This window comes from Streptomyces sp. NPDC097617 (assembly GCF_044761485.1).
GTDB lineage: Bacteria > Actinomycetota > Actinomycetes > Streptomycetales > Streptomycetaceae > Streptomyces.
Genome location: NZ_JBIWCL010000001.1, coordinates 1 through 25,734, shown reverse-complemented (window position 1 = coordinate 25,734; position 25,734 = coordinate 1). Strand labels below are relative to the sequence as shown.

The window sequence follows — 25,734 nt, the reverse complement described above, 5'->3', positions numbered from 1 at the left end:
ACGCTAAAACCTTTGAGTGCACTCCAAGCAAGTAGGCTCGGCGGCATGGAGAGCGTGGAGGCCGTGAACGGCATGGAAAGCCTGCGGATCATAGAGACCTGGCCGGTGCCGACCGCCGCGGCGGCCGTCGTGCGGGCCGACGGGAGCCTCGCCGGCTCCCACGGACCCGTCGACCACCGGTTCGCGCTGGCGTCGGTCACCAAGCCGCTCGCCGCGTATGCCGCCCTCGTCGCGTACGAGGAGGGGGCGATCGAGCTGGACGATCCGGCCGGGCCCGAGGGGTCGACGGTCCGTCACCTGCTCGCGCACACCAGCGGCCTGGCCTTCGACGAGCACCGCGTGTCGGCCCCGCCCGGGCAGCGCCGGCTGTATTCGAACGCCGGTTTCGAGGAGCTCGGCGACCACATCGCCAAGGCCACCGGCATCCCCTTCGCGGAGTACCTGCACCAGGCGGTCCTCGAGCCGCTGGGCATGACCGGGACCGCCCTGGAGGGCTCGCCCGCCAAGGACGGCGTCTCCACCGTCCGCGACCTTCTGCGCTTCGCCGCCGAGCTGCAGGCGCCCCGGCTGCTGGACGTCCGTACGGTCGCCGAGGCCACCTCGGTCGTCCACCCCGGGCTCAAGGGAGTCCTGCCGGGCTACGGTCACCAGTCCCCCAACGACTGGGGTCTGGGCGTGGAGATCCGCGACCACAAGTCCCCGCACTGGACGGGCACCACCTCCTCGCCGCGCACCTTCGGCCACTTCGGCCAGGCCGGCACCTTCCTGTGGGTGGACCCGGACGCGCGCGCCGCGTGCGTGGCCCTGACCGACCGCCCCTTCGGCCCGTGGGCGGCCGAGGCCTGGACCCCGTTCACGGACGCGGTGCTGGCCGAGCTCCGCTCCCGCTAGGAGACCGCCGGGGGCTTCGGGGCCGCCGGGGCCCCCTGGGCGGGGAACTCCCAGATCAGCAGCTCGCCCGGGGATCCGGCGACGATCTCCAGATCCGGCTCCGCGGTGATCCGCGCCGAGTCCCCGGGACCCAGCTCCTCCCCGTCCAGGCGCAGGTCCCCGCGCACCACGTGGACGTACGCGCGGTCGGCAGCCCGCACGGCGACGCGCTCGCCCGCGCCGAGCCGCCGTACGTGCAGGACGGCGCCGGACGCGGGGAGCTCGTAGGGCGCGGCGTCGGTGAGCTCACGGACCACCTCGTACGAGGGATCGCCGCCCGCGGCGAGCGGCGAGAGCCACATCTGCACGAAGCGCAGCCGCCCGGTCCCGTCGTTGCGCTCCGCGTGGCGCGCTCCCGACCCGGCGCTGAGCCGCTGGACGTCGCCGGGCCGCACGTGGCTCTTCTCGCCGGTGCTGTCCTGGTGGGTGAGCTCGCCGTCGATCACCCAGGTCACGATCTCGGTGTGGCTGTGCGGGTGCTCGTCGAAGCCGGCGCCCGGCGCGAGGGTCTCCTCGTTGCAGGCCAGGACGGGGCCGAAGCGCAGGTTGTCCGGGTCGTAGAAGGCGCCGAAGGAGAAGGCGTGCCGGGTGGTGATCCCGGCAGCCGGGTCCCCGCCCTCGTACCGGTCGGCCCCACGGCGAACATCAATCATGAAGGCCACCGTAGACCCAGCCGCGGGCCGGGGCGCGGGGCCGGGCACGGGACCGGACTCCGCGTACCCGTCCCGATAAGGCAGTCTTGTCACGTGCCCCAACCCGAACGTGAGCATTCGCCCGCCACCCACGCCGCGCATCCCGCTCCCGCCCATCCGCACACCGCGACGCTGCGCCGACTGGAGAAGTCCTCCGGCCGGCTCGCCGCCAACGCGATCGCGCGCATGGACGAGACCCTGCCGTGGTACCGGGCCATGCCGCCCGAGAACCGGTCCTGGATCGGTCTGGTCGCCCAGGCCGGTATCGCCGCGTTCACGGAGTGGTTCAGGCACCCGGAGACCCCGCAAGCGATCTCCACCGACGTCTTCGGGACGGCTCCGCGCGAGCTGACCCGGGCGATCACCCTGCGGCAGACCGTCGAGATGGTCCGCACCACGATCGAGGTCATGGAGGCCGCGATCGAGGAGGTGGCGGCGCCCGGCGACGAGTCGATCCTGCGCGAGGCGCTGCTGGTGTACGCCCGGGAGATCGCCTTCGCGACCGCCCAGGTGTACGCGCAGGCCGCCGAGGCCCGCGGGGCCTGGGACGCCCGGCTGGAGTCCCTGGTGGTCAACGCGGTGCTCTCCGGCGAGGCGGACGAGGGCGCGCTGTCCCGGGCGGCGGCGCTGGGCTGGAACTCCCCGGAGTACGTGTGCGTGGTGCTCGGCACGGCGCCGGAGGGGGACAGCGAGCTGACGGTCGAGGCGATCCGGCGCGCGGCCCGCCACCACAAGCTCCAGGTCCTCACGGGTGTGCTCGGGGACCGCCTGGTGGTGATCGCCGGCGGCAGCGACAACCCGATCCAGGTGGCCAAGTCGCTGATCGGTCCGTTCGCGGCGGGTCCGGTGGTCGCCGGACCGGTGGTGTCCGACCTGCTGAACGCAACGAAGTCGGCGCAGGCCGCGGCGGCCGGGCTGAAAGCGTGCACGGCCTGGCAGGATGCCCCTCGGCCGGTCCTGGCGGACGATCTCCTGCCGGAACGCGCCATCGCCTCCGATCCCGCCGCCAGGGATCAGCTGGTGGAGGAGATCTACAGACCACTGGAGGAGGCGGGGTCGGCACTACTGGAGACCCTGAGCGTCTACCTGGAGCAGGCCAGCAGCCTCGAAGGGGCGGCGCGGATGCTGTTCGTGCACCCCAACACGGTGCGCTACCGGCTACGACGTGTGACCGACGTCACCGGATGGTCTCCCTCCGACGTCCGCTCCGCGTTCACGTTGCGGATCGCCCTGATTCTGGGGCGTCTGGCCGACGGCGATCCTCAGTCCTAGACTTTTGTCGGACATCAACAATTACCCCGACGGTTCTTCGTCCCTGTCCCCACGGGCGGCGGGGACCATCCACAAGAGAGAGTGTGAGGGTGCTCGTACTCGTCGCTCCCGGCCAAGGCGCTCAGACGCCCGGCTTCTTGACTCCCTGGCTCGAACTTCCCGGTGCCGCCGACCGCGTCGCCGCGTGGTCGGACGCCATCGGGCTGGACCTCGCCCACTACGGCACGAACGCCGACGCCGACGAGATCCGCGACACGGCCGTGGCCCAGCCCCTGCTGGTCGCCGCCGGTCTGCTGTCCGCCTCGGCGCTCGGTTCCCCGGCCGTCTTCGGCGCCGTCGCGGGCCACAGCGTCGGTGAGATCACCGCCGCCGCCTACGCCGGCGTCCTGTCCGAGGCGGACGCGCTGTCGTTCGTCCGGACCCGCGGGCTCGCGATGGCCGAGGCCTCCGCCGTCACCGAGACCGGCATGGCCGCGGTCCTCGGCGGCGACCGCGACGTCGTCGTCGCCCACCTGGAGAAGCTGGGTCTGACGCCGGCCAACATCAACGGCGCGGGTCAGATCGTGGCCGCCGGCACCATGGAGCAGATCGCTGCCCTGGAGGCCGACAAGCCCGAAGGCTCCATGAAGGTCGTCGCCCTCAAGGTCGCGGGCGCCTTCCACACGCACCACATGGCCCCGGCGGTCGCCACCCTGGAGAAGGCCGCCGAGGCCCTCTCCCCGGCCGACCCGGCGCTGAAGTACGTCTCGAACAAGGACGGCCTCGTCGTCGCCACGGGCGCCGACGTCGTCGCCCGCCTGGTCGGCCAGGTCGCCAACCCGGTCCGCTGGGACCTGTGCATGGAGACGTTCGCCGAGCTCGGCGTCACGGGAATCATCGAGCTCTGCCCCGGTGGCACCCTGACGGGCCTGGCCAAGCGCGCGCTGAAGGGCGTACCGAGCGTGGGTCTGAAGACCCCGGACGATCTCGACAAGGCCGCGGCGCTCGTCGCCGAACTGACGGCCTGAGAGAAGGAGCCCACACAGCATGTCCAAGATCAAGCCGGCCAAGGGCTCCCCTTACGCCCGCATCCTCGGTGTCGGCGGCTACCGCCCGACCCGTGTGGTGCCCAACGAGGTCATCCTCGAGACCATCGACTCGTCCGACGAGTGGATCCGCTCCCGCTCCGGCATCGCGACCCGGCACTGGGCCTCGCCGCAGGAGACCGTCGCCGCGATGTCGGTGGAGGCCTCGGGCAAGGCGCTGGCCGATTCCGGTGTGGCCCCGGAGCAGATCGGTGCCGTGATCGTCTCGACGGTCTCGCACTTCAAGCAGACTCCGGCCATCGCGACCGAGATCGCGCACCGGATCGGCGCGGGCAAGCCCGCCGCCTTCGACATCTCCGCCGGCTGCGCGGGATTCGGCTACGGCCTGACCCTGGCCAAGGGTCTGGTGGTGGAAGGATCCGCGGAGTACGTCCTCGTCATCGGCGTGGAGCGGCTCTCGGACCTGACCGACCTGGAGGACCGCGCGACGGCCTTCCTGTTCGGTGACGGCGCCGGCGCCGTGGTCGTCGGTCCCTCGGAGGAGCCGGCCATCGGCCCCACGGTGTGGGGTTCGGAGGGCGACAAGTCCGAGACGATCAAGCAGACCGTGCCGTGGGACGAGTACCTCGGCAAGGACGGCGGCGAAAAGTTTCCGGCCATCACCCAGGAGGGTCAGGCGGTCTTCCGCTGGGCCGTCTTCGAGATGGCCAAGGTGGCCCAGCAGGCGCTCGACGCCGCCGGGATCACCGCGGACGACCTGGACGTCTTCATTCCGCACCAGGCGAACATGCGGATCATCGACTCGATGGTGAAGACTCTGAAGCTGCCGGAGCACGTCACGGTCGCCCGTGACGTGGAGACCACCGGCAACACCTCGGCCGCCTCGATTCCGCTCGCTATGGAGCGGCTCCTGGCGACCGGAGCGGCGAAGAGCGGCGACACCGCGCTCGTCATCGGCTTCGGGGCGGGACTCGTCTACGCCGCGACGGTCGTTACCCTCCCCTAGGGCCGGGATACACATCCCACCCTGTTCCACCCCAGTTAGCTATAGAAGGAGCGCCACATGGCCGCCACGCAGGAAGAGATCGTCGAGGGTCTCGCGGAGATCGTCAACGAGATCGCCGGTATCCCCACCGAGGACGTCGCGATCGAGAAGTCCTTCACCGACGACCTGGACGTCGACTCGCTCTCCATGGTCGAGGTCGTCGTCGCCGCCGAAGAGCGCTTCGACGTCAAGATCCCGGACGAGGACGTCAAGAACCTCAAGACGGTCGGCGACGCCGCTGACTACATCCTGAAGCACCAGGCCTGAGCCTGACGAGCGTTTGTCGCCACCTGGCGGTGGCGCCGTGACAATTCAGCACCCCCTGAGACGTGGAGAAAGAATTCCTGTGAGCCCGACCAATCGCACCGTGGTCGTCACCGGTATCGGCGCAACCACTCCGCTGGGTGGCGACAGCGCTTCGACCTGGGAAGGTCTGCTTGCCGGCCGTTCCGGCGTCAAGCCCCTGGAGGGCGAGCGCTTCGCCGAACTCCCGGTACGCATCGCCGCTCGGGCCGCCGTCGACCCGAGTGAAGTCCTGCCCCGGCCGCTGGCCCGCAAGCTGGACCGCTCGGCGCAGTTCGCCATCATCGCGGCCCGCGAGGCGTGGGCCGACGCCGGCTACACCACCCCGGCCGGCGAAGAGGCGGAAGAGGGCGCGTTCGTCGCGCCCGAGCGTCTGGGCACCGTGATCGCCTCCGGCATCGGCGGTGTCACCACCCTGCTCGACCAGTACGACGTACTGAAGGACAAGGGCGTGCGCCGGGTCTCCCCGCACACCGTCCCCATGCTCATGCCGAACGGTCCGTCCGCCAACGTCGGCCTGGAGGTCAACGCCCAGGCGGGCGTGCACACTCCGGTCAGCGCCTGCGCGTCCGGCGCCGAGGCCATCGGCTACGCCGTCGAGATGATCCGTACCGGCCGTGCCGACGTGGTCGTCGCCGGCGGCACGGAGGCGGCGATCCACCCGCTGCCGATCGCCGCGTTCGCCAACATGATGGCGATGTCCAAGAACAACGAGAACCCCGAGCAGGCCTCCCGCCCGTACGACAAGGCCCGTGACGGCTTCGTACTGGGCGAGGGCGCGGGCGTCGTGATCCTGGAGTCCGCCGAGCACGCCGCCGCGCGTGGCGCCCGGGTCTACTGCGAGGTGCTGGGCCAGGGTCTGTCCGCGGACAGCCACCACATCGCGCAGCCGGAGCCGACCGGCCGCGGCGTTGCGGCCGCGGTGCAGAACCTGCTCGACAACACGGGTCTCGACCCGGCCGAGCTGGTCCACCTGAACGCGCACGCCACGTCGACCCCGCAGGGTGACACGGCCGAGCTGAAGGCCCTGCGCAAGGTTCTGGGCGACCACCTCGACCACATCGCGATCTCCGCGACGAAGTCGATGACCGGTCACCTGCTGGGCGGCGCGGGCGGTATCGAGACCGTCGCGACCGTGCTGGCGCTGTACAACCGGCTGGCCCCGCCGACGATCAACGTCGACGAGCTCGATGACGACATCGACGCGGACATCATCGTGGGCGAGCCGCGCAAGCTGCCGGCCGACGGCCCGATCTCCGCGATCAACAATTCCTTCGGCTTCGGCGGCCACAACGTGACCCTGGCTTTCCGCACGGTCTGACCACCCCGCAGCAGATAGGTGAAGGGCCCACCCGGATGCACCCGGTGGGCCCTTCGCCCATGTCCGCCGGGCGATCGGCAGCAGGCTCAGACCACCTGGTGGAGCCAGCGGACCGGGGCGCCCTCGCCCGCGTAGCGGAAGGGCTCCAGTTCGTCGTCCCACGGCTTGCCGAGCAGTTTGGCGATCTCCGCCTCCAGGTCGGTCTCGCCCTGCGCGGAACGGGCGAGGGCGGCGCGCAGCCGGTCCTCCGGGATCAGGATGTCGCCGTGCATTCCGGTGACGGCGTGGAAGATGCCGAGCTCCGGGGTGGAGCTGTAGCGCTCGCCCTCGGCGTTCGCGCAGGGTTCGGCGGTCACCTCGAAACGCAGCAGGTGCCAGCCTCGCAGCGCGGAGGCGAGTTTCGAGGCGGTGCCCGCTTCGGCCTGCCAGGAGAACTCCGCTCTCCAGGTGCCGGGGCTGGCGGGCTGTCTGATCCAGTCGAGGTTCACCCGCACCCCGAGCACCCCCGCAACAGCCCATTCCACGTGCGGGCAGAGCGCGCGCGGTGCGGAATGCACGTACAGAACTCCACGTGTCGTCACCGGGACCTCCAGTGTGGGACGAGGTCGGGAATAAACTCCAGAAAACGGACAGTATGTGACGTAATGTAATGTAACGGAAAGCATTTGATATTGCGCCACGGGACCTGCGGCCGAAACGCCACGGGAAAAAGCTACCGTGCGCCAGGGGTCATGGTGTGACGTACGGTCGCTCCAAGACCCGTAAACGCAGAGCTTTCACTCAGCAGGACCCCCCGAACCTCGCGGGGGCGACAAGGAGGACCCCTTCCCATGCGCACCACCGCTCCGCGCCGCCGCGCGCGCCGGTCCCTCGCGGGCGCGGGCGCGGCGGTCGTACTGCTGGCCGGGGCGGCCACCGGGTGCAGCTCGGGCGGGGCGGGCGGGGCGGGCGGCGAGCGCGGGGCGCAGAGCGCACCGCGCTGGAACACGGCTCCCACCTCGATCGCGGCCGTGGGCGACTCCATCACACGCGGGTTCGACGCCTGTTCGGTGCTGGCCGACTGCCCGGAAGTCTCCTGGGCCACCGGGAACGACCCGGCGGTCCGCTCCCTCGCCGCCCGGCTGCTCGGGGACGCCGAGGCGCCCGCCCGGAGCTGGAACTACGCGGTGACCGGCTCGCGGATGGCCGACCTGCCGGCCCAGCTGGCGGGGGCCTCCGTACACAAGCCCGACCTGGTCACCGTGATGGTGGGCTCGAACGACGCCTGCCGGCCCACGGCTTCGTCGATGACCCCGGTGGCGGAATTCCGGGCCGGGTTCGAGAAGGCGCTCGTGGATCTGCGGGCCGCCTCCCCCGCATCCCAGGTGTACGTCTCCAGCGTGCCGGACCTCCAGCGGCTGTGGGAGCAGGGCAAGGACCTCCCGATGGTGCGGCAGATCTGGAAGCTGGGCATCTGCCAGTCCATGCTCGCCGATCCGCTGTCGGCGGCCACGGGCGCGACGGCCCGGCGCGAGCAGGTGCGGGCGCGCGTGGTGGAGTACAACGAGGTGCTGCGCGAGGTCTGCGGGAAGGATCCGCTGTGCCGCTACGACGGCGGCGCGGTGTTCCAGTACCCCTTCGCGGCGGACCAGTTGAGTCGCTGGGACTGGTTCCATCCGGGCAAGGACGGTCAGGCGCGGCTCGCGGAACTGGCGCACCGCCAGGTGACGGCGGCCGAACCGCCGCGTTGACGCTCGGTACGGAAAGGGTCCGGAGGCGGGTGTCAGGGCCCGCCCCCGGACCGGTTTCAGGGGTGTTTTCCGGCCATACGGTGTGTCACGCGATGTCGAGCGTCGCGGTCAGCCGGATGTCACCGTGCGAGTGGCTCGCGCGGACCTCGTACGCGCCGCCGATCCGCCGCCAGCCGCGGGCCTCCTCGTCCCAGATCTCGAAGGCCCGGGCGGGCAGGGGGATCTCGGCCTCGACGCTCTCGCCGGGGCCGGCCCCCACGCCCGCGAAGGCGGCCAGCCAGCTCGCCGGGCGCTCCGCGCCGCCGTCCTGCGCGGGCGCCAGGTAGACCTGGACGACCTCGCGGCCGGGCCGGGTGCCGGTGTTGGTGAGGCGGACCCGGACCGTGTCGGCCGTGGCCTCCAGCGACTCGTACGTCCAGTCGGTGTAGCCGAGTCCGTGCCCGAAGGGGTAGGCGGGGGTCACGGCGTGCTTCTCGTAGGCCCGGTAGCCGATGAAGAGCCCCTCGCGGTACTCCAGTCGGCCGTCGGTGGGGGTCACCTCGGTGACGGGCGCGTCCGCGAACCGGGCGGGCCAGGTGGTGGGCAGCCGCCCGCCCGGCTCCGCGTCGCCGAGGAGTACGTCGGCCAGCGCGGCCCCGCCCTCCTGCCCGGGGAACCAGGTCAGAAGGACGGCGGCGACGTCCTCGCGCCACGGGAGCTCCACCGGGGAGCCCGCGTTGACGACGACCACGGTGTTCGGGTTGACGGCGGCGACGGCGCGCACCAGGTCGTCCTGGCGGCCCGGGAGGGCGAGGTCCTGGCGGTCGAAGCCCTCGGACTCCACGCGCTCGGTGGTGGCGACGACCACGACGGCCGTGCCGGCCCCGCGGGCGGCGGCCACGGCCTCGGCGATCAGCTCGTCGGCGTCGCGCCGCGGGCCGAGGTGGAGCAGCGAGAACATGATCGCCCTGAGCGGCAGCGCGGTCATGTCGGGGACCTGGAAGGTCAGTGAGACCTCGACGGACTCGCCCTCGGTGAGGGTGACGCGGGCCCGCTCGCTGGGGGCGCCGAAGAAGGCCTCGAAGGGGTCGGCCTCGTTGCCCATCTCCTGGACGCCGCTCCACAGGGTCTCTCCGCCGACGGCGAGGTCGAAGGCGCCGAGTCCGCGGGTGCCGAAGGCGTGCTCGCCGCTCTCGCGCGGCACGAACGTACCGCGCACCTCGATGCTCGCCATGGTCTCGTACGTGACCCCCGCGGGCAGGTCGTCGCCGATCCACTGGACCTGGCCGGACGGCAGGCCGCCCTCGCCGAGGACGGCGCCGGAGGCGTCGCGGCAGACGGCGTGCAGCTCGAAGCCCTGACCGGCGGGGGTCAGTTCGTCGGAGGGGTCGGCGCCGACGCTGTAGGTGAGGGCGCCCTCGGGGAGGGCCGCGGTGAGTCCGTCGAGCGGGGAGACGATCCGCTCGGGGAAGACGGTGGCGCTGCCCCCGCCGAGGACGCGGGCGTCGCGGGCGGCGGCGCCCGAGAGGGCGACGGTGCCACCGGCGGCGGCGTCCATCGGCAGCGCCGCCCCCTCGTTCCTGACCAGGACGAAGCCGCGGGCGGCGAGCTCGCGGGCCAGCGCCTGGCCGTCGATCGGGGCCGGGACGCTCTCCACGGCGGCGGGGGCGCCCTCCAGGATTCCGACGCGGGCGGCGAGGCGCAGGACGTTGCGCACGGCCTCGTCCACGGCGGACTCGGGGACCTCGCCGGCGCGGACGGCCTCGGCGAGGGCGGGGCCGTAGACGGTGGTGGGGCCGGGCATGGCCACGTCCATGCCGCCCAGGATGTCGCCGGTGGTGGAGCGGGCGGCCATCCAGTCGGAGACGTTGCAGCCGTCGAAGCCCCACTCGGCGCGCAGGACCTGGTTCACCAGGTACTGGTGCTCGGTCATGGTCGTGCCGTTGACCCGGTTGTAGGCGGTCATGATGCCCCAGGGGTGGGCGTTGGCAACGATGGCCTCGAAGGGTGCGAGGTACAGCTCGCGCAGCGGGCGCGGGGCGATGACGCTGTCGACCGTGAACCGGTCGGTCTCGGCGTCGTTGCCCACGTAGTGCTTGACGGTGGTGCCGACCCCGCCGTCCTGGACGCCGTTCACATAGCCGGAGCCGATGGCGCCGGTGAGGTGGGGGTCCTCGGAGTAGCACTCGAAGTGCCGGCCGCCGAGCGGGGAGCGGTGCAGGTTGACAGTGGGCGCGAGGAGGACGTGGACGCCCTTGCGGCGTGCCTCCTGGGCGAGGAGCCGGCCGGCGCGGCGGGCGAGCTCCGGGTCCCATGCGGCGGCGAGCGCGGTCGGGGACGGCAGCGCGATGGAAGGGTCGTCGGCGGTCCAGCGCACGCCGCGGACCCCGATGGGCCCGTCGGAGAAGACCAGGGGTTCCAGCCCGATCGCGGGGACGGCGGGCAGGGACCACATGTCCTCGCCGGCCAGCAGCCGGGTCTTGGTGTCGAGGTCCAGTTTGCCCAGCGCCGTCTCGACGGCGTCGTTGCGGCTCTGTTCGCGGACCTGATCGGCATCGGTCACGGCCGTGCCTCCTCATTGAGTGCGGTGCGGTGCGGTGTCCCCCATCGTGGACCTGATACCTGGTGAGCGGTAGGGTTCGTCATCTGTTCGTGATATTCAAATGCCGTACGGTCCTGTGAGCAGGGCCTGAACGGGAAGGGGTGCCGGGGAGATGGTCAGGGCGAGGAGCGAGGAGCGCCGCGGGGAGATCGTCCGCGCCGCCGTCGAGGTGATCGCGGAGCGCGGCTACCGGGGCGCGTCCCTGGCCGGCGTCGCCGAACGCGTGGGCCTGACCCAGCAGGGGCTGCTGCACTACTTCCCGACCAAGGAGGCCCTGCTGGTCGCGGTGCTGGAGGAACGCGACCGCTGGGACACGGGCGGCGGCTCGCGTTCCGCGGCCGACACCTGGCGCCTGGACCTGCTCGCCTCGCTGGTCGAGTACAACGCGATGCGTCCGGGCATCGTGCAGACCTTCTCGGCGCTGCTGGGCGAGAGCGTCACCGACGGGCACCCGGCCCGGGAGTTCTTCACCGAGCGCTACGCCCAGGTCCGCTCGGAGATGGCGGCGGTGCTGCGTGCCGAGTTCGGCGACCGCCTCCCCTCGGGCCTCACCCCGGAGCAGGCGGCCCCCCTGCTGACGGCGGTCATGGACGGCCTCCAGTACCAGTGGTTGCTGGCCCCCGAGTCGGTGGACATGCCCGCCGCCTTCCGCTCCTTCCTGACCCTGCTGCGGGGGCCGGGAGGCACCCCCACCCGGTGAAGATCGCCGCAGCGCAGCTGACCTGCACCCCCGCCGATGTCCGGGCCAATGTCGCCCGGGCCGCGGACCTCGCCGCCGAGGCCCGCGAGCGGGGGGCCGCGCTGGTGGTCTTCCCCGAGCTCGCGCTCACCGGGTACGAGCTCGCCGCGCTGGCCGCCGACCCCGGGCTGTGGACGGCCGCCGACGACCCCCGGCTGGATCCGCTGCGATCCGCCGGGATCGCCACCGCGGTGAACGTCGCCCTGCCCACCGGCGGCCCGCGCCCCGCCCTCGCGACGCTGGTCCACGACGCGGACGGCGCGCACGTGACGACGTACGCGAAGCAGCACCTGTACCGGCACGAGCAGGAGGTCTTCCGGGCCGGCGAGGCCGACGGGCGCTTCGAACTCGGCGGGATCCGCTTCTGCCTGGGCGTCTGCTACGACAACCACTTCCCCGAGCTGCCCGGCCGGGGCGCGGCCGACGGCTGCCGGGTCCACCTGGCGAGCTCCCTGTACGGGACGGGCGACGGGATCCACGAGCGCGCCACCGTGTACCCGGGGATCGCGCGGGACCACGGCCTGTACGTGGTCCTCGCCAACCACGTCGGCCCGGCGGGCCCGTGGACCGGCTGCGGCCGCGCGGCCGTTTGGGCCCCGGGCGGCGCCCTGCTGGCCGAGGCGGACGACCGTACGCCCTCGGTGGTGACGGCCTCGATCGAGGCGGCCGCGGTGTGATGAGGTGGGCGCCATGAGCGACTTCGAGACGATCACGGTGCCGGAACGCCTCCACGGATATCCGGGGGTGGCCTTCGGCGGCTACGTGGCGGGCGTACTGGCCGCCCGCGCCGCGGCGAAGAGCGTACGGGTGGACTTCCGGCGGCCCGTGCCGACGGGGGCTCCGGTCCGGCTCGCCGCGACGGCCGAGGGCGGCTGCGAGCTGACGGACGGTGAGCTGCTGCTGGCCGTGGCGAGCCCGGCCGGGGCGCCCGGTGCGGACTCCCCCGAAGCCCCCTCCTGGGACCGGGCCGTGGCGGCCGCCGAAGCCTTCCGGGCGGACCCGCCGGACGGTCAGGCCGACTGCTTCGGCTGCGGCCTGGACCGGACGCCCGCCACGGGGCTGCGCCTGCACTGCGGTACGGTGCCGGGCCGCGAGCTGGTCGCCGCAGCCTGGACCCCCGCGCCCGAACTGGGCGCCGCGGACGGGCTGCTGCCGCCCGAGCTGGTGTGGGGCGCGCTGGACTGCCCCGGGAACGCGGCCGGGCGGCTGCTCGACGGCCGCGGGGCCGGTGCGGTCACCGCCGCGCTGAGCGCCCGGCTGCTGCGGCCGGTACCGGTGGGCGAAGGGCTCGTCTCCTACGCCTGGATGCTGTCGGCCTCGGGCCGCAAGTACACGGTGGGCACGGCCCTGGCCACGGCCGAGGGCGAACTGTGCGCCGTCGGCGAGGCGCTGTGGGTGGAGCCGCGCGCGTAGCCGCGGCCGCTCCCGCTCACGCGGTGTCGGACAGCAGGTGCTTGCTGCCCCACCGCCCCAGGGGTTCCAGGGCCGCGTTCAGGTCCTGGCCCAGCGGGGTCAGGGAGTACTCGACGCGCGGCGGGACCTCGTCGAACACCTCGCGGTGCACGATGCCGTCGGTCTCCAGTTCGCGCAGCTGGGCGGAGAGCACCTTCTCGCCAGACTCCGGGGACGAGCCTGCGCAGTTCACCGAACCGGCGCGGGCACTGGTCCAGCTCCCACAGGAGCGATACCTTCCATTTCCCGTCGATCACGGACATCGCCGCCGCGATCCCGCAGTGATCCGCACCCGGCCTTCGTGCCACCGCCATCGCACACCCTCCCCACCTGCTCGCTCACCTCGGGGTAACCACCCACTCCAAGGTGCGTACTTGAGCCCGCTCCCACCTGCCACCAGGCTAAACGCCATGACCGACACCACACCGCACAACTCCCTCACCCTCCTCGGCCTCGGCGACATGGGCACCGCCCTCGCCCGCACCTGGCTCGCCGCCGGACACCGCCTGACCGTCTGGAACCGCACCCCCGCCAAGGCGGCACCCCTGGCCGCCGAAGGGGCCGTCGTCGCCCCGGGCGCGGCCGCGGCCGTCGCCGCGAACGAGCTCGTCGTGGTCTGCCTGCTGGACGACGCCGGCGTCGGCGCCGCCCTGGACGGCATCGACCTGACCGGCAAGGACCTCGTCAACCTCACCACCGGCACCCCGGCCGAGGCGCGCGCCCGGGCCGCCTGGGCCGAGGAGCGCGGCACCCGGTACCTCGACGGCGGGATCATGGCCACACCGACGATGATCGGCGTCCCCGAGGCCGGCGGGTACGTCTTCCACAGCGCACGATGTGGCGCTGCTCAGCGCGATGTGGGGCATGTTCGCCGGCATCTCGCACGCCTACGCGCTGATCGCGGACGAGGACATCGCCCCGAAGGACCTGGCTCCGCTGCCGTCCGAGTGGCTCGGCGCGATGGGCTTCTTCGTCGGCAACGCCGCCGAACGGCTGACCTCGCGTGACTTCACCTCGGGGGTGGTCTCCAACCTGGCCATGCAGGTCACGGGCACCGACACCATGCTGCGCACCGCCGAGGAGCAGGGCGTCAGCCCCGAGCTGATCACCCCGTACGTGGACCTGCTGCGCCGCCGGCCGGCCGCGGACCCGGCCGCGCACGGCGGGGAGGACACGGCGGGGGCCATCCTGCTGCTGAAGCGCTAGGGTGCCCGGCCGGGCGCGGGCTCCGGCGGTTACGAGTACGTGGGCTCCAGCGGTTACGAGTACGCGGGCGGCGGCGGTCCGAAACCCGCGGGGGTGGTTTCGGCGGGCGGAGCCTCGTCGCTCCGCATGAGGTCGCGCGCCATCAGCGTGGCCCCGGCCACCGCGCCGGGCATCAGGAACACCGCGACGAGCGGCACCACGAACGCCAGCACCAGAGGCACTCCGAAGCCCAGCACCAGCAACCGCCGCGAGCGCATCAGCGCCAGCCGGTCGGGCAGTTCCACCTTGCGCCGCTGGAGGGCCACGGCGGTGAGCTCCTGGGTCAGGAAGTACCCGGAGACGCAGAACCCGAGCACCGGGACCACGGTCTGCCCGATGACCGGGATGAATCCGAGGGCGAAGAGCAGGATCCCGTACAGCAGCACCCGCCCGAGCACCTTGACGCTGTCCCGGGCCGAGACCCACAGCTCCAGCCAGAGCGGGAGCCCGGACTCGGGGACCTCGCCGCCCTCGCTGCGGTCGACCTGCTCCGAGAGGGACTCGTAGAACGGCTGGCCGATCAGCAGGGTCACGGCGGTGAAGGTGATCACCGCGAGGAAGAGCCCGAGGCCGAAGAGCAGGGTGGTCAGGAAGCCGCGGAAGACCGCGAGCCAGGGCGAGGACCAGCCGTCGGCGAAGGGGGTGGCCCAGGCGGTCAGGTCGTCCGCTCCGTAGCCGAGCCCGATCAGGGCGCCGGCGTAGAGGACGAACGCCACGAGCCCGGGCAGCAGCCCGAAGCCCAGCCACCGGCCGTGCCGGAACACCCATCGCTGTCCGGCCAGCAGATACCGGAAGCCCCCCGCAAGATCACGCATGGGGTCAGTTTACGGCGAAGGCCGCACCCCGGTCGGGGTGCGGCCTTCGCGCTGCGAGCGCCGGGTCAGACGGCGAGCTCGACGGTGATGTTGCCGCGGGTGGCCTTGGAGTACGGGCAGACCTCGTGGGCCTTCTCGATGAGCTCCTTGGCGGTGGCGGCGTCCACGTTCGGGATCGTGGCGGAGATCTTGACGATCAGGCCGAAGCCGTCGTCGTTCTTGCCGATGCCGACCTCGGCGGTGACCGTGGAGCCGGAGATGTCGGCGTTCACGTTCTTCGCGACGACGCCCAGGGCGCCCTGGAAGCAGGCGCTGTAGCCGGCGGCGAACAGCTGCTCCGGGTTGGTACCGGCGCCGCTGCCACCGAGCTCCTTCGGCGGGTTCACGACGACGTCGAGCTGGCCGTCGTGGGTGGCGACGCGGCCGTCGCGGCCGTTCTCGGCGGTGGCGACAGCGGTGTAGGCGACGTCGGACTGCTGGATGGACATAAAGAAGAATCCTCCTGGTAATCGCCGTGAGTCGCGCCCACGATCACGACGGTGTGCAGTGAGCCTAACCGGTGAAAGAAACGATCATCTTTCCGGTGTTCTCGCCGCGCAGCATGCCGAGGAAGGCGGAGGTCGCGTTCTCGACGCCCTCGACGACCGTCTCGTCGTAGCGCAGCTCACCGGAACGCAGCCATCCGGCGACGTCCTGGACGAACTGCTGCTGCAGTCCGTTGTGGTCGTTGACGAGGATGCCCTGCAGGCGCAGGCGCTTGCCGATGACCTGCATCAGGTTGCGCGGACCGGGGGCGGCCTCGGTGTCGTTGTAGCCGGCGATCGCGCCGCACAGGGTGGCGCGGCCGTTCACCTTCATCGAGGAGATGGCGGCCTCGAGGTGGTCGCCGCCGACGTTGTCGAAGTAGACGTCGATGCCCTCGGGGGCCGCGGCGGGCAGCTGCTCGGCGACGGGGCCGTTCTTGTAGTTGAAGGCGGCGTCGAAGCCGTACTTCTCCGTGAGCAGCGTCACCTTGTCGTCCGAGCCGGCGGAGCCGATCACCCGGGAAGCACCCTTGATCTTCGCGAACTGGCCGACGAGGCTGCCGACGGCGCCGGCGGCGCCGGAGACGAAGACGGAGTCGCCCTCCTTGAAGGAGGCCACCTCGAAGAGTCCGGCGTAGGCGGTCAGGCCCGGCATGCCGAGGACACCGAGGTAGGCGGAGAGCGGGGCGATCGAGCCGTCGACCTTGACGACGTGCGCGGCGTCGAGGTCCGCGTACTCGCGCCAGCCCAGGTGGTGCAGGACGTGGTCGCCGACGGCGAAGCCCTCGGCGGCGGAGGCGACGATCTCGCCGACCGCGCCGCCCTGCATCGGCTCGTCCAGCTGGAAGGGAGGGATGTACGACTTCACGTCGTTCATCCGGCCGCGCATGTACGGGTCCACGGACATGTGCAGGTTGCGCACGAGGATCCGGCCGGCGGCGGGCTCGGCGGACACGGGCACCTCGCGCAGGGCGAAGTCCTCGGCGACGGGCCAGCCCTGCGGGCGACGGACGAGGTGCCACTCGCGGCTGACGGCGGGGATCTGAGACATGTGGCGCTCCTGGTCAGAACGAAAATTGCTTCACTAGATGAAACAACCATGCGCCTAGATATTTCATGTTGTCAAGTAAATGGGTACGCTGGTTCCATGCCCAGTCGCCGCGTAGACCCCGTGACCATCGAAGTCGTCGAGCTCATCGGCGACGTCGTGGCCCGCTATCACATGGAGTACGAGCACGCGGCCGCCAGCCACCAGCTCACCGGCGCCCAGGCCAAGGTGCTGACCATGCTCGCGCTGGAGCCCATGCCGATGCGGCGCATCGCGCTGAAGCTGCGCTGCGAGCCCTCGAACGTGACCGGCATCGTCGACCGCCTGGAGACCCGCGGGCTGGTGGAACGCCGGCCGGACCCCGCCGACCGGCGGGTGAAGCTGGCCGCCCCCACCGAGGAGGGCACGCGGACCGCGGAGCGGCTGCGCGAGTCGCTGGACTTCGCGCGCGAACCGCTGGCGGGCCTGTCCGCGCAGGAGCGCACGGCCCTGCGGGACCTGCTCAGGCGGATGCTGGGCGACTAGTCACCCCTCGGGGCGCCGCGGGGGAGCCCCACGGGGGCGGACCGCCTAGAACCAGCAGCTGAAGTCGAAGAGGCCGCACGGCTTCTTCGTCGGCGAGGGGCTCGGCGACGGGGACGTCGGGGGCGGCGGCGCCTGCGTGTTCGCGGTGGCGCTCTGCGACGGCTTCCCCGAGGCACCTCCCTGTACGGACGAACCCGGGCCGGGGGTGCGGGAGGCCGGGGCCGATGTCGCGGGCGCGGGGGCCGACGAGGTCGGACCCGGCTGCGTGACGCCCCCGGAGGTCCCGGCGGCCCCGGCCGTCCTCGTGGCGCTGACGGCGGTGGCCTTCGCCGTGGCCTTCCCGGAGCCCGTGGGCGCCCCGGGTGTCGGCGCGTCCGGCAGCGGTGCGGGCTGCTGCGGCCCGTCGTCGGTGAGGACCACGTTCGCGGCCCGGTCCGTGCTCTCCCCGTCGGCGGCCATGCGGGCCACCGCCATCGAGCCCGCGACCGCGATCAGCAGGCCGACCGCGAGGGTCAGCACGTTCCGGCGGCGGCGCCGGTGCGTGACCCGGCGGCGCGCACCGGCGCGCCGCTCGTTCGGGGCGGACAGCACGACGAGCGAGTCCGCGAACACCTCGGACAGCTCGGTCGGCAGCCCCTGGGGCGGGGCCGCGGCCCTCGGCACGGAGCCCGGCGCCGCAGCGGACGGGGCGGGTATCAGGTACTCGGCGGGGGTTCCGCATCCGGCGCACGCGAGTGCGCCGTTGAGGTGCCTCCGGCATGCGTGGCAGTAGTTCATGGCGCCCGCAGGCTACGTGGTCTGCGGCAACATCCGGATCCCGAGAAAGTAAGGATCCTGTGTGGAATCGTCTCCGGCATGACATCTTTCGGGCCGAGCGCATTCCAGTTGGTGCTGTTGCGGCGGATGGCCGACTTCCAGCCGGACCTGGCCGACGAGGCCCGCCGTCGGCTCGGCGCCTCGCTCGCGGACCAGCGGGCGGCCAACAAACACTGGCAGGCGATTCTCCGCTCGTCACGCTCCCGCGGGGCACTGGCCCGGTACCGCTCGGTGCTCGGCCCACCGGAGTCCGCCGAGCACCGCACGATCGGCGATCTGGAGTGCGAGGCGCTGCTGTGGCCGCTGCCGCTCTGGCCGGACCTGCGCTTCGAGGTGCTGGCCGCGCCGGACGGGGCGGTGTGGAACGAGTGGCTGGTCCGGGCGCCGGGCGCGCGGGGGCCCGTACTGGAGTCGCCGGACGATCTGCGGCCCTGGTCGGCGACGGTGGACGAGGTGGCGCGGGCCTTCGCTCCGGTCCGGCCGATGGAGGGCACCGCGCCGACCCGCTGGCGTCTGGCCTTCGCCGCGCGCGGCCGGCCCTGCGTGGCGGAGTTCACCTACGGCCTGCTCCAGCGGTACTCCCTCGACGAAGGAGCCGGGGCGGGCGGTTCCTAGGAGGCGAGGAAGGCGCGGACCCCCGCCGAGGTCGTGTCGTCGCCGAGCAGGTCATTGTGCTTCAGGCAGCCGACCGGCGTGTTGGCGGCTCCGGCCAGCGGGACGCTGTCGTCCGGGTTGACGATCTCGTCGCAGGGGGACCAGAAGGTCGCGTACTTCACCGCGCCCGGGGTCTCGTCCCCGCTGTTCAGGTTCTTCACGACGTACGACCCGGGGGTCATGTCCCGGCACGCCTGGTCCCACAGGGCGCAGGCCCAGGCGGTGGAGGTGCCGCGGTTGGGGCCGGCCAGCGAGATCCAGTGGTCCACGGCGGCCCCGCCGCCGCCGAACTTCACGTACCAGCGGCTCACCAGCGAGCCGAAGGAGTGCGCGACGATGTCGACCCTGGTGGTGCCGGTCTCCCGGCGGACCTGGTCGACATAGGCGGCGAGTCGCCCGGCGAGGACCTCGTTGACGGACAGGTGGGTGTCGTAGCCGAAGGAGAAGAGCTCCGCGTCGCCGTACCCGGCGGCGCGCAGGTCCTCGCGCAGGGCTCCCCAGACGCCGGGGTCGGCGTTGTAGCCGTGCACGAAGACCACGGGGTTACGGGCGGCGGCCCGGGCTGCGGCGTGGGCGGGGACGGTCGCGGGCAGCGCGAGGCAAAGGGTCAGGAGCGCCAGGAGTGCCGGAAGGGCCGGCAGCGCCGGAAGGGCCAGCAGTCTCTGTCGGGCCGTCAGCATCGGCTCCCCTTTACCTTGTTACGCGCGAGTAGCGCGTGCGGTGCGGGCATGGTGCTGCCTGTCGGTACAGAAATCCACCCCCATGCAGCCGCGACGCACCCCCCGGCCGGAGCATCTCAACGGGGCATGAGGGCGAATTGCCCGCGATGATATGAAAAGTGGCCGACATTTCCGTCGGTCCTCTTGCGTCAGCGCTCTCGGGAGGATCTGCCGTGACCGTCAGTCTTGAGCAGTTGCGCCGCTGCCACGTCGCCGTCGACCTGGGGGCGGCAAGGACCCGCGTCTACGTCAAGGGCGCCGGCCTCGTGGTCGACGAACCCAGCGTCGCCGCGGTCAACACGCGCACCGGCGCCCTGATCGCCGTCGGCTCCTTCGCCGAACGGATGACCGGCCGCACACCCGACTACATCCGGGTCGTGCGCCCCGTCTCCGGCGGCACCGTCGTCGACATCGAGATGGCCCAGCGGATGCTGCGTCACCTCCTGGGCGAGAAGCTGCGGCGCGCCCTGCGCCGCAAGCCGCGCCTGCGGGCCGCCGCCTGCACCCCGCACGACGCGGACCCGCTCGCCCAGCGGGCCACCGTGGAGACCCTCGTCGGACTCGGCGCCCGGCGCGTCGAACTGGTCGACACCCTGATCGCGGCGGCCGTCGGCTGCGGACTCCCCGTGGAGCAGCCGACCGCGACAATGATCATGGTGTGCGGGGCGGCGGCCACCCAGGTGGCCGTCCTCTCCCTCGGCTCGATCGTCACCGCCCAGCGGATCCCGGTCGGCGGCGAGGCCATCGACCACGCGGTCGTCCAGCACCTGCGCCACGCGCACGAGCTGATGCTGCCCAGCCAGGCCGTCCGGCCGCTGCAACTGGCCCTCCACGGCAACGGCCTCACCGCCGAGGGACCGGCCTCCACCCTCATCCACGGCCGCGACGTGGCCACCGGCCTGGCCCGCTCCGTCCACGTGGACACCGCGGCCGTACGGGACGCCATCCACACGCCGCTGACCGCCGTGCTCGACGGCATCGGCAAGGTGCTGCGGGACTGCCCGCCGGACCTGGTCGCCGACCTGACGGACCGGGGAATCATGATGGTGGGAGGCAGCGCCCTGCTGCCGGGCCTGGACCAGATGCTGCGGGACGCCACCGGAATGCCCGTCGCCATCGCGGAACGGCCGGACGTGTGCGCCGTACTCGGTCTCGGCGCGATGCTCGAAGGGAAGATCGCCCCCATGGTTCTCAACCCGCTGTCCGAATGACGAACGCCGGGCAGGAGCCCGACGCGAGGCCCGACCGGCCCGACGTGAGGCCGGACGTGTGGCCCGGCGCAAGGCCCGACGAGGAGGCGGCGCGCCTGCCGGTGCTGCTGGAAGCCGTCCTCAACGTCGGGTCCGAGCCGGAGCTGCACTCCACCCTCCAGCACATCGTGGAGTCGGCGACCGAGCTGTGCGGGGCCCGGTACGGAGCGCTCGGGGTCGTCGACCCCGAGCGCGTCCTGCTGACCCAGCTGTTCACGGCCGGCCTGACCGAGGAGCAGCGGGCCGCGATCCCGCACCTGCCGGACGCGCGCTCCGGTGTGCTCGGAGCCCTCGTCGACGACCCGCGCCCCCTGCTCCTGGACGATGTCACGCGGGACCCGCGGGCGGCCGGCTTCCCTCCGGGCCACCCGCCCATGCGCAGCCTCCTGGGCGTCCCGATCCGGGTGCACACGGAGGTGTTCGGCAACCTCTACCTCACCGAGAAGCGGGGCGGCGGCCCCTTCACGGACGAGGACCTCGCCCTGCTGCGCGTCCTGGCCTCGCAGGCGGGCATAGCGATCGGCAACGCCCGGCTCTACGAGACCGCGCGCCGCCGCGAGCGCTGGATCGACGGCGCCGCCGCCGTGACCACGACCCTGCTCGCCGGACGTCCGGCCGCGGACGCGCTGATGTGTGTGGCCGAACGGGCCCGGCTGCTGGCGGACGCCGCGGCCGGAGTGGTGCTCCAGCCGACCCCCGAGGGCGGCATGGAGATCGTGGCCGCCTCCACGCAGGGGGACCCCGGGGACCTGGTGGGGACGGCGATCGCCCCCGGCTCACCGGTGCTGGTGCAACTCCTCGGCGGCGAGCCCGTCTTCATCGAGGACTCGGCGACCGACCCCCGGATGACCACGCACGTACGGGAGCGGTTCGGGCCGAGCATGATGCTTCCGCTGCAGAGCGGCGGCCAGCTGATCGGCACCCTGGCCCTGCCCCGCGCGCGCGGCGGCCCCGCGTACGACGCCGTGGACCGGCTGCTCGCCTCGCAGTTCGCCTCGCAGGCCGCGCTGGCCCTCGTACTGGCGGACGCCCAGCACGACCGGGAGCAGCTGGCGGTGTACGAGGACCGCGACCGTATCGCGCGCGACCTGCACGACCTGGTGGTCCAACGGCTCTTCGCCACCGAGATGATGCTGGAGAGCACCCGGCGGCGGGCCGCGAACGCCCCCTCCGGGGACACCGTGGGCGACGAGCTCGGCCGGGCCGTGGACGAGCTGGACTCCACCATCCAGGAGGTCCGGACGGCCATCTTCGCCCTCCAGCAGCCGCCGACCGACGCCCCGACGACCTTCCGCGGGCGGGTGCTGCGCGAGACGGGCGGGGCCGCGGCCGTGCTCGGCTTCCAGCCGTCGGTGCACTTCGCGGGCGCGGTGGACGCCCTGCTGCCGGACGCGGTGGCGGGCGACCTGCTCGGCGCGCTGCGGGGCGCCCTGGCCGCGGCGCACCGGCGCGGCGAGATCACCTTCATCGACGTGCAGGTGGACGCGGCCCCCTCCCGGGTCCGGCTGACGGTGGCGGACGACGGCCTTACGGAGTCGGGCGCGCGCGGCACGACGGTGACCTGGGAGTCGGCGCTGTAGCCCGTCGCCGGATGCTCAGTGGCCCGGGCGGGTGGCCGCGCGCAGTGCGATCCGGGTGTTGGACTGGGCCACTCCCGCCTCCCGCTTCAGCCGGCGGAGCAGCCCGTCGAGGGCGGCCGGGTCGGCGGCCCGGGCGCGGACCAGGTAGTCGTGCTCGCCGGTCACGTGCACGACCTCGGTGATACCGGGGAGTTTGGCGACCTGGCGTTCGAACTCCTCGTTGGTGGTGTCCTGGCGCAGGGTGACGTCGATGAAGACGACGAGTCCGCCGCCGGTGTCGGCGGCCGGGTCCACGATCGTGGTGAACCCGCGGATGACCCCCTCGCGGCGCATCCGTCGCACCCGGTCGGCGGTGGCGTTGGCACTGAGGCCGACGCGGACCCCCAGGTCCCGGTACGAGATCCGCGCATCCTGCTGCAGGATGCCGAGGATTTCCCTGTCGAGACGGTCCATACCGCGATTCTCGCAGCCTGGGCCGGTATGCGCGCTCATTCCCCGGGCGCCGGGGCCGAACCTCGCCCCATGACCGAACTGATGACACCGGCGCTCGCGGGCGCGGCCGCGGGCCTGGGCGTGGCGATGCCCATGGGGGCGATGAGCGTGCTGCTGCTCCAGGAGGCGATGCGCGAGCGCCGCACGGCCGTGGCCGCCGCCGCGGGAATCGCGGCGGTCGACCTCGGCTACGCGGCCCTCGCCACCGCCGTGGGACCGTGGGCGGCCTCGCACATCTCCCCGGTCGAGGCCTGGGTGCGGCTGGCGTCGTCGGTGATCCTGCTGGGCATCGCGGCCCACGGCCTGTCCGGGGCCACCAGTGCCGCCGCGGGCTCCGCGGCCGGCGCCGCGGCCGGCTCCGCGGCCGGCGCCGCGGGCCCGCCTGCCGCGGCGGATCCTTCGGCGGACGTGGACACTTCGGCGCGCCGGGCGCCCGTCGCGGGGCGGCCGGGCAGGGCGTTCGTGCGGTACGTCGGGCTCACTGCCCTGAACCCCACCACCGCCCTCTACTTCGCCGCCCTCACCACCGCCCAGGGCGCCACCCTGGGCACCGGCCCGGCCGGAGCCGCGTTCCTGCTCGGCGTCGGCGCCGCCTCCCTCCTGTGGCAGCAGGCGCTCGTGGCCTTCGGCGCCGTCGCCGGCAGTCGCATCCCGGGCCGCGCCCGCATCTGGACCTTCCGCCTCGGCTACGGGCTCGTCGCCACCTACGCCCTCACGATCGCTTTCCCGCTGCCGACCCTGGGGCAATGACCCGGGACGGGTCGGGGGCGGCTCGGGGTGAGCTCGGGGTCATGCCGGATACGGGTCGGCACCCCCGCAGAAATGATCAGTACATGACCACTCACCAGCCGGGCCTCCGCCGGGCGGCCCTCACCCGAGCCGCCTTCGTCACCGCTCCCCTGTGCATGCTGGCCTACGGCCTCATCCGGCTCAGCGACCCCGGTCACGGCCCGGGCCCCGCCTGGACCACCGGCCACATCGCCCTGCTGGCCGGGGTGCTGCAATTCGCCGTGATCCTCCCGGCCCTGCACCGGCTGACCGGACCCGGCGCCCCCGCTCCGGCCCGCCTGAGCGCCGGCGCCGCCACCCTGCTCGGCCTGGCCGGATCCCTGGCGGTCGCCGCTCAGGCCGTCATCGACCTCGTCGTCGGTCTGCGCGCCGCCGACCGCCCGGAGATGGCACGGCTCTTCGACGAGGTTCAGAGCCACCCCGGGGTGATGCCCGCCGTCTACACCGTCGGCCCCATGCTCTTCTACGTCGGCCTCCTCTGGCTTCTGGTCCACCTCGCCGTCCAGCGTCGGGTCAGCCCGTGGCGTCCCGTCATGGTGCTGCTGGGCACGGCCGTCTCGGCCGTCAGCCTCGACCTGCTGCCGCTCGGCGCCCTCTTCTTCACGGCGGCCCTGCTGCCCCTGTCCCTCCCGCTGTCCCTCCCCCTGACCGACCGGCCGGGCAGCGCCTAGGGTGATCCCGTGACGACGACCCGGCTCTCGGCCCGCGCGGCCATCGACTCCGTGACCGACCCCGGCAGTTTCACCGAACTCCCCGCTCCCCGGCGGGAGTCCCCGACCGCCGGACCCGCCGGACCCGCCGGACCCAACCGGATCGCCGGACCCGCCGGACCCAACCGGATCGACGGACCCGACGGCCCGCTGGAGTGGGCCGGCTACGCGGACTCCCGCGCCCGCGCCACCGCGCGCACCGGCGAGCAGGAGTCGGTTGTCACCGGGACCGCCCGGATCGGCGGCCGCGAAACCGCCCTGATCTCCTTCGAGTTCGGCTTCCTCGGCGGCTCGCTGGGCGAGCGCACCGGGGACCGGCTCGAAGCCGCGTACGCCCACGCCCGCGAGCACCGCATCCCCCTCGTCTCGCTCATCGCCACCGGCGGCTCGCGGATGCAGGAGGGCATGCTCGCGCTGACCCAGCTCCAGCGCGTGGCCCGCCAGTGCGTCCTGACCCGGGCCGCGGGGCTCCCCCAGCTCGCCGTCCTGCGGGATCCGACCACGGGCGGCGGCTGGGCCACCCTCGGGGCCGGGGCCGATGTCGTCCTCGCCCTTCCCGGGGCCCAGGTCGGCTTCGCCGGGTCCCGGGTGCGCCCGGCCGACGCGGACCCGGCGGCCTACAGCGCCGAGGGCCAGTACGCCGCCGGGCACGTGGACGCCGTGGTGGCCGCCGCCGAGCTGCCGGGGACCCTCGCCGACTGGCTCCGCGTGCTGGCCGCGCCCCGCTCCGCCGCGCCGGTCGAACCGCCGGCCGCGCTGGCGGACGTAGCACCGCCGCGGACCGGCTGGGAGGCCGTCCTGCAGGCCCGTCACCCCGACCGGCCGCACGCCGCCGCGTACCTGGACGCGTACTTCGAGGTCCGCCTGCCCCTCTCCGGGGACCGGGCGGGCGGCACGGACCCCGGCATGCTGTGCGGATTCGGGCTGCGCGAGGGCCGCGCCGTCGCCTACGCCGCCCAGTGCGGCACCGCCACCCGCCCGGCGGGCTACCGTACGGCGGCCCGCGTGATCCGCCTCGCCGACCGGCTCGGCATCCCCGTACTCACCCTGGTGGACACCCCGGGCGCGGCCAACGACGCCGCCGCCGAACACGCCGGCGCGGGCGCGGCCATCGCGGACACCTTCGCGGCGCTCGCCGAGGCCACCGTCCCCGTCACCACCCTGCTGATCGGCGAGGGCGGCTCGGGCGGGGCCCTCGCCCTGGCCGCTCCGGGCCACACCTGGGTGACCCCGGACAGCTACTTCTCGGTGATCGCCCCCGAACTGGCGGCGGCCATCCTCAAACGCCCCCCGGTAGCCGCCCCCGCCACGGCGGACCACCTACGCATCCGCCCCCAGGACCTGGTCACCCTGGGCGTGGCCCGCGGCATCGTGTCGCCGGGCTAGATGAATGAGTCCAAGGGATGACCTGCGGACATAGGACGAGGGCGTCCAGAGTCTGTGTGTGAAGACCGACTTGGACACCCTCGCGACAGCA

The 25,734-nt window shown here is 73.0% G+C and carries 26 protein-coding genes and 2 pseudogenes; 18 read left to right on the top strand and 10 right to left on the bottom strand.

From position 1 onward, the window contains the following. The first annotated feature begins 72 nt into the window (after nt 1-72). Nucleotides 73-891, top strand: a complete 819-nt coding sequence (locus ACIQZO_RS00140; RefSeq protein ID WP_403619134.1) for a serine hydrolase domain-containing protein — start codon at nt 73-75, stop codon at nt 889-891. Here the strand turns inward: ACIQZO_RS00140 and ACIQZO_RS00135 are convergent. After that, complete coding sequence (locus tag ACIQZO_RS00135) at nt 888-1,583, bottom strand: pirin family protein (protein WP_403617758.1); 696 nt, start codon at nt 1,581-1,583, stop codon at nt 888-890. The genes ACIQZO_RS00140 and ACIQZO_RS00135 overlap by 4 nt on opposite strands. A gap of 93 nt (nt 1,584-1,676) precedes the next feature. Between ACIQZO_RS00135 and ACIQZO_RS00130 the strand changes: the two genes are divergently transcribed. The 5 genes from ACIQZO_RS00130 (at nt 1,677) to ACIQZO_RS00110 (ending at nt 6,588) form a co-directional block, all read left to right on the top strand. After that, nucleotides 1,677-2,894, top strand: a complete 1,218-nt coding sequence (locus ACIQZO_RS00130) for a PucR family transcriptional regulator (protein WP_403617756.1) — start codon at nt 1,677-1,679, stop codon at nt 2,892-2,894. An 89-nt stretch (nt 2,895-2,983) separates the two neighbouring features. After that, a complete protein-coding gene (locus ACIQZO_RS00125; RefSeq protein WP_403617754.1) occupies nt 2,984-3,901 on the top strand; it encodes an ACP S-malonyltransferase in 918 nt (305 codons plus the stop codon). 19 nt (nt 3,902-3,920) lie between these two features. Beyond that, nucleotides 3,921-4,925, top strand: a complete 1,005-nt coding sequence (locus tag ACIQZO_RS00120) for a ketoacyl-ACP synthase III (RefSeq protein WP_403617752.1) — start codon at nt 3,921-3,923, stop codon at nt 4,923-4,925. Between the two features lie 57 nt (nt 4,926-4,982). After that, a complete protein-coding gene (locus ACIQZO_RS00115; RefSeq protein WP_030009997.1) occupies nt 4,983-5,231 on the top strand; it encodes an acyl carrier protein in 249 nt (82 codons plus the stop codon). 79 nt (nt 5,232-5,310) lie between these two features. Then, complete coding sequence (locus ACIQZO_RS00110) at nt 5,311-6,588, top strand: beta-ketoacyl-[acyl-carrier-protein] synthase family protein (protein WP_403617749.1); 1,278 nt, start codon at nt 5,311-5,313, stop codon at nt 6,586-6,588. Nucleotides 6,589-6,674: 86 nt separating this feature from the next. Here the strand turns inward: ACIQZO_RS00110 and ACIQZO_RS00105 are convergent, their stop codons facing one another. Further along, nucleotides 6,675-7,169 carry a DUF3145 domain-containing protein gene (locus ACIQZO_RS00105; protein ID WP_403617747.1) on the bottom strand — a complete coding sequence of 165 codons (495 nt, stop codon included), beginning with the start codon at nt 7,167-7,169 and terminating at the stop codon, nt 6,675-6,677. Nucleotides 7,170-7,418: 249 nt separating this feature from the next. Here ACIQZO_RS00105 and ACIQZO_RS00100 point away from each other — a divergent pair, with 249 nt between their 5' ends. Next, on the top strand, nt 7,419-8,318 hold the full coding sequence (locus tag ACIQZO_RS00100; protein ID WP_403617745.1) for an SGNH/GDSL hydrolase family protein: 900 nt from the start codon (nt 7,419-7,421) through the stop codon (nt 8,316-8,318). A gap of 85 nt (nt 8,319-8,403) precedes the next feature. On the opposite strand, the gene ACIQZO_RS00095 is transcribed toward ACIQZO_RS00100, so the two are convergent. Then, nucleotides 8,404-10,860 carry a beta-glucosidase gene (locus tag ACIQZO_RS00095; RefSeq protein ID WP_403617743.1) on the bottom strand — a complete coding sequence of 819 codons (2,457 nt, stop codon included), beginning with the start codon at nt 10,858-10,860 and terminating at the stop codon, nt 8,404-8,406. A 151-nt stretch (nt 10,861-11,011) separates the two neighbouring features. Here ACIQZO_RS00095 and ACIQZO_RS00090 point away from each other — a divergent pair, with 151 nt between their 5' ends. From ACIQZO_RS00090 to ACIQZO_RS00080, 3 genes are read left to right on the top strand one after another with little or no spacing between them, the layout of a single operon-like run. Next, nucleotides 11,012-11,599, top strand: coding sequence for a TetR/AcrR family transcriptional regulator (locus tag ACIQZO_RS00090; protein ID WP_403617741.1), 588 nt, complete (start codon nt 11,012-11,014; stop codon nt 11,597-11,599). Then, entirely contained in the window at nt 11,596-12,315 is a 720-nt protein-coding gene (locus ACIQZO_RS00085; RefSeq protein ID WP_403617739.1) for a carbon-nitrogen hydrolase family protein, read from the top strand. Before ACIQZO_RS00090 ends, ACIQZO_RS00085 begins: the two co-directional genes overlap by 4 nt. A 13-nt stretch (nt 12,316-12,328) precedes the next feature. Then, complete coding sequence (locus tag ACIQZO_RS00080) at nt 12,329-13,051, top strand: PaaI family thioesterase (protein ID WP_403617737.1); 723 nt, start codon at nt 12,329-12,331, stop codon at nt 13,049-13,051. Nucleotides 13,052-13,067: 16 nt separating this feature from the next. On the opposite strand, the pseudogene ACIQZO_RS00075 reads toward ACIQZO_RS00080, so the two are convergent. After that, nucleotides 13,068-13,404, bottom strand: a pseudogene (locus tag ACIQZO_RS00075) (winged helix-turn-helix transcriptional regulator). A 96-nt stretch (nt 13,405-13,500) separates the two neighbouring features. Between ACIQZO_RS00075 and ACIQZO_RS00070 the strand changes: the two are divergent. Continuing rightward, nucleotides 13,501-14,296 (top strand): annotated as a pseudogene (locus tag ACIQZO_RS00070) (NAD(P)-binding domain-containing protein). A gap of 53 nt (nt 14,297-14,349) precedes the next feature. Here the strand turns inward: ACIQZO_RS00070 and ACIQZO_RS00065 are convergent. The 3 genes from ACIQZO_RS00065 to ACIQZO_RS00055 form a co-directional block, all read right to left on the bottom strand. Next, nucleotides 14,350-15,150, bottom strand: a complete 801-nt coding sequence (locus ACIQZO_RS00065) for an EI24 domain-containing protein (protein WP_403617735.1) — start codon at nt 15,148-15,150, stop codon at nt 14,350-14,352. A 65-nt stretch (nt 15,151-15,215) separates the two neighbouring features. Continuing rightward, nucleotides 15,216-15,638: an organic hydroperoxide resistance protein gene (locus ACIQZO_RS00060; RefSeq protein ID WP_403617733.1), complete on the bottom strand. Its 423-nt coding sequence runs from the start codon at nt 15,636-15,638 to the stop codon at nt 15,216-15,218. Between the two features lie 64 nt (nt 15,639-15,702). Then, nucleotides 15,703-16,725: an NADP-dependent oxidoreductase gene (locus tag ACIQZO_RS00055; protein ID WP_403617731.1), complete on the bottom strand. Its 1,023-nt coding sequence runs from the start codon at nt 16,723-16,725 to the stop codon at nt 15,703-15,705. 96 nt (nt 16,726-16,821) lie between these two features. Here ACIQZO_RS00055 and ACIQZO_RS00050 point away from each other — a divergent pair, with 96 nt between their 5' ends. After that, complete coding sequence (locus tag ACIQZO_RS00050; RefSeq protein ID WP_403617729.1) at nt 16,822-17,247, top strand: MarR family winged helix-turn-helix transcriptional regulator; 426 nt, start codon at nt 16,822-16,824, stop codon at nt 17,245-17,247. A gap of 45 nt (nt 17,248-17,292) precedes the next feature. On the opposite strand, the gene ACIQZO_RS00045 is transcribed toward ACIQZO_RS00050, so the two are convergent. Then, nucleotides 17,293-18,024, bottom strand: coding sequence for a hypothetical protein (locus ACIQZO_RS00045; RefSeq protein WP_403617727.1), 732 nt, complete (start codon nt 18,022-18,024; stop codon nt 17,293-17,295). A gap of 78 nt (nt 18,025-18,102) precedes the next feature. Here ACIQZO_RS00045 and ACIQZO_RS00040 point away from each other — a divergent pair, with 78 nt between their 5' ends. Beyond that, nucleotides 18,103-18,678 (top strand): hypothetical protein, encoded by a 576-nt coding sequence (locus ACIQZO_RS00040; RefSeq protein WP_403617725.1) that lies wholly within the window; start codon nt 18,103-18,105, stop codon nt 18,676-18,678. On the opposite strand, the gene ACIQZO_RS00035 is transcribed toward ACIQZO_RS00040, so the two are convergent. Further along, entirely contained in the window at nt 18,675-19,397 is a 723-nt protein-coding gene (locus ACIQZO_RS00035; RefSeq protein ID WP_403617723.1) for an esterase/lipase family protein, read from the bottom strand. The two genes, ACIQZO_RS00040 and ACIQZO_RS00035, sit on opposite strands and share 4 nt — an antisense overlap. Nucleotides 19,398-19,609: 212 nt before the next feature. Between ACIQZO_RS00035 and ACIQZO_RS00030 the strand changes: the two genes are divergently transcribed. Together ACIQZO_RS00030 and ACIQZO_RS00025 are read left to right on the top strand one after the other, a co-directional pair. After that, nucleotides 19,610-20,647 carry a rod shape-determining protein gene (locus ACIQZO_RS00030; protein WP_403617721.1) on the top strand — a complete coding sequence of 346 codons (1,038 nt, stop codon included), beginning with the start codon at nt 19,610-19,612 and terminating at the stop codon, nt 20,645-20,647. Next, complete coding sequence (locus ACIQZO_RS00025) at nt 20,644-22,266, top strand: GAF domain-containing protein (RefSeq protein WP_403617719.1); 1,623 nt, start codon at nt 20,644-20,646, stop codon at nt 22,264-22,266. Before ACIQZO_RS00030 ends, ACIQZO_RS00025 begins: the two co-directional genes overlap by 4 nt. A gap of 15 nt (nt 22,267-22,281) precedes the next feature. On the opposite strand, the gene ACIQZO_RS00020 is transcribed toward ACIQZO_RS00025, so the two are convergent. Next, entirely contained in the window at nt 22,282-22,719 is a 438-nt protein-coding gene (locus ACIQZO_RS00020; RefSeq protein ID WP_403617717.1) for an Lrp/AsnC family transcriptional regulator, read from the bottom strand. Nucleotides 22,720-22,788: 69 nt separating this feature from the next. Here ACIQZO_RS00020 and ACIQZO_RS00015 point away from each other — a divergent pair, with 69 nt between their 5' ends. The 3 genes from ACIQZO_RS00015 to ACIQZO_RS00005 all read left to right on the top strand — a co-directional run bounded on the left by ACIQZO_RS00015 (nt 22,789) and on the right by ACIQZO_RS00005 (nt 25,643). Then, nucleotides 22,789-23,508: a hypothetical protein gene (locus tag ACIQZO_RS00015; protein ID WP_403617715.1), complete on the top strand. Its 720-nt coding sequence runs from the start codon at nt 22,789-22,791 to the stop codon at nt 23,506-23,508. An 83-nt stretch (nt 23,509-23,591) separates the two neighbouring features. Continuing rightward, nucleotides 23,592-24,218, top strand: a complete 627-nt coding sequence (locus ACIQZO_RS00010) for a hypothetical protein (protein ID WP_403617713.1) — start codon at nt 23,592-23,594, stop codon at nt 24,216-24,218. A gap of 9 nt (nt 24,219-24,227) precedes the next feature. Further along, nucleotides 24,228-25,643: a carboxyl transferase domain-containing protein gene (locus tag ACIQZO_RS00005; protein ID WP_403617711.1), complete on the top strand. Its 1,416-nt coding sequence runs from the start codon at nt 24,228-24,230 to the stop codon at nt 25,641-25,643. Nucleotides 25,644-25,734 lie beyond the last annotated feature (91 nt).

Coding starts and splice junctions, on each gene's coding strand:
- ACIQZO_RS00015 (WP_403617715.1), top strand. CDS start 22,789: ATGACCGAACTGATGACACCGGCGCTCGCGGGCGCGGCCGCGGGCCTG.
- ACIQZO_RS00090 (WP_403617741.1), top strand. CDS start 11,012: ATGGTCAGGGCGAGGAGCGAGGAGCGCCGCGGGGAGATCGTCCGCGCC.
- ACIQZO_RS00060 (WP_403617733.1), bottom strand. CDS start 15,638: ATGTCCATCCAGCAGTCCGACGTCGCCTACACCGCTGTCGCCACCGCC.
- ACIQZO_RS00080 (WP_403617737.1), top strand. CDS start 12,329: ATGAGCGACTTCGAGACGATCACGGTGCCGGAACGCCTCCACGGATAT.
- ACIQZO_RS00135 (WP_403617758.1), bottom strand. CDS start 1,583: ATGATTGATGTTCGCCGTGGGGCCGACCGGTACGAGGGCGGGGACCCG.
- ACIQZO_RS00115 (WP_030009997.1), top strand. CDS start 4,983: ATGGCCGCCACGCAGGAAGAGATCGTCGAGGGTCTCGCGGAGATCGTC.
- ACIQZO_RS00020 (WP_403617717.1), bottom strand. CDS start 22,719: ATGGACCGTCTCGACAGGGAAATCCTCGGCATCCTGCAGCAGGATGCG.
- ACIQZO_RS00050 (WP_403617729.1), top strand. CDS start 16,822: ATGCCCAGTCGCCGCGTAGACCCCGTGACCATCGAAGTCGTCGAGCTC.
- ACIQZO_RS00120 (WP_403617752.1), top strand. CDS start 3,921: ATGTCCAAGATCAAGCCGGCCAAGGGCTCCCCTTACGCCCGCATCCTC.
- ACIQZO_RS00040 (WP_403617725.1), top strand. CDS start 18,103: ATGACATCTTTCGGGCCGAGCGCATTCCAGTTGGTGCTGTTGCGGCGG.
- ACIQZO_RS00100 (WP_403617745.1), top strand. CDS start 7,419: ATGCGCACCACCGCTCCGCGCCGCCGCGCGCGCCGGTCCCTCGCGGGC.
- ACIQZO_RS00055 (WP_403617731.1), bottom strand. CDS start 16,725: ATGTCTCAGATCCCCGCCGTCAGCCGCGAGTGGCACCTCGTCCGTCGC.
- ACIQZO_RS00025 (WP_403617719.1), top strand. CDS start 20,644: ATGACGAACGCCGGGCAGGAGCCCGACGCGAGGCCCGACCGGCCCGAC.
- ACIQZO_RS00065 (WP_403617735.1), bottom strand. CDS start 15,150: ATGCGTGATCTTGCGGGGGGCTTCCGGTATCTGCTGGCCGGACAGCGA.
- ACIQZO_RS00035 (WP_403617723.1), bottom strand. CDS start 19,397: ATGCTGACGGCCCGACAGAGACTGCTGGCCCTTCCGGCGCTGCCGGCC.
- ACIQZO_RS00140 (WP_403619134.1), top strand. CDS start 73: ATGGAAAGCCTGCGGATCATAGAGACCTGGCCGGTGCCGACCGCCGCG.
- ACIQZO_RS00045 (WP_403617727.1), bottom strand. CDS start 18,024: ATGAACTACTGCCACGCATGCCGGAGGCACCTCAACGGCGCACTCGCG.
- ACIQZO_RS00010 (WP_403617713.1), top strand. CDS start 23,592: ATGACCACTCACCAGCCGGGCCTCCGCCGGGCGGCCCTCACCCGAGCC.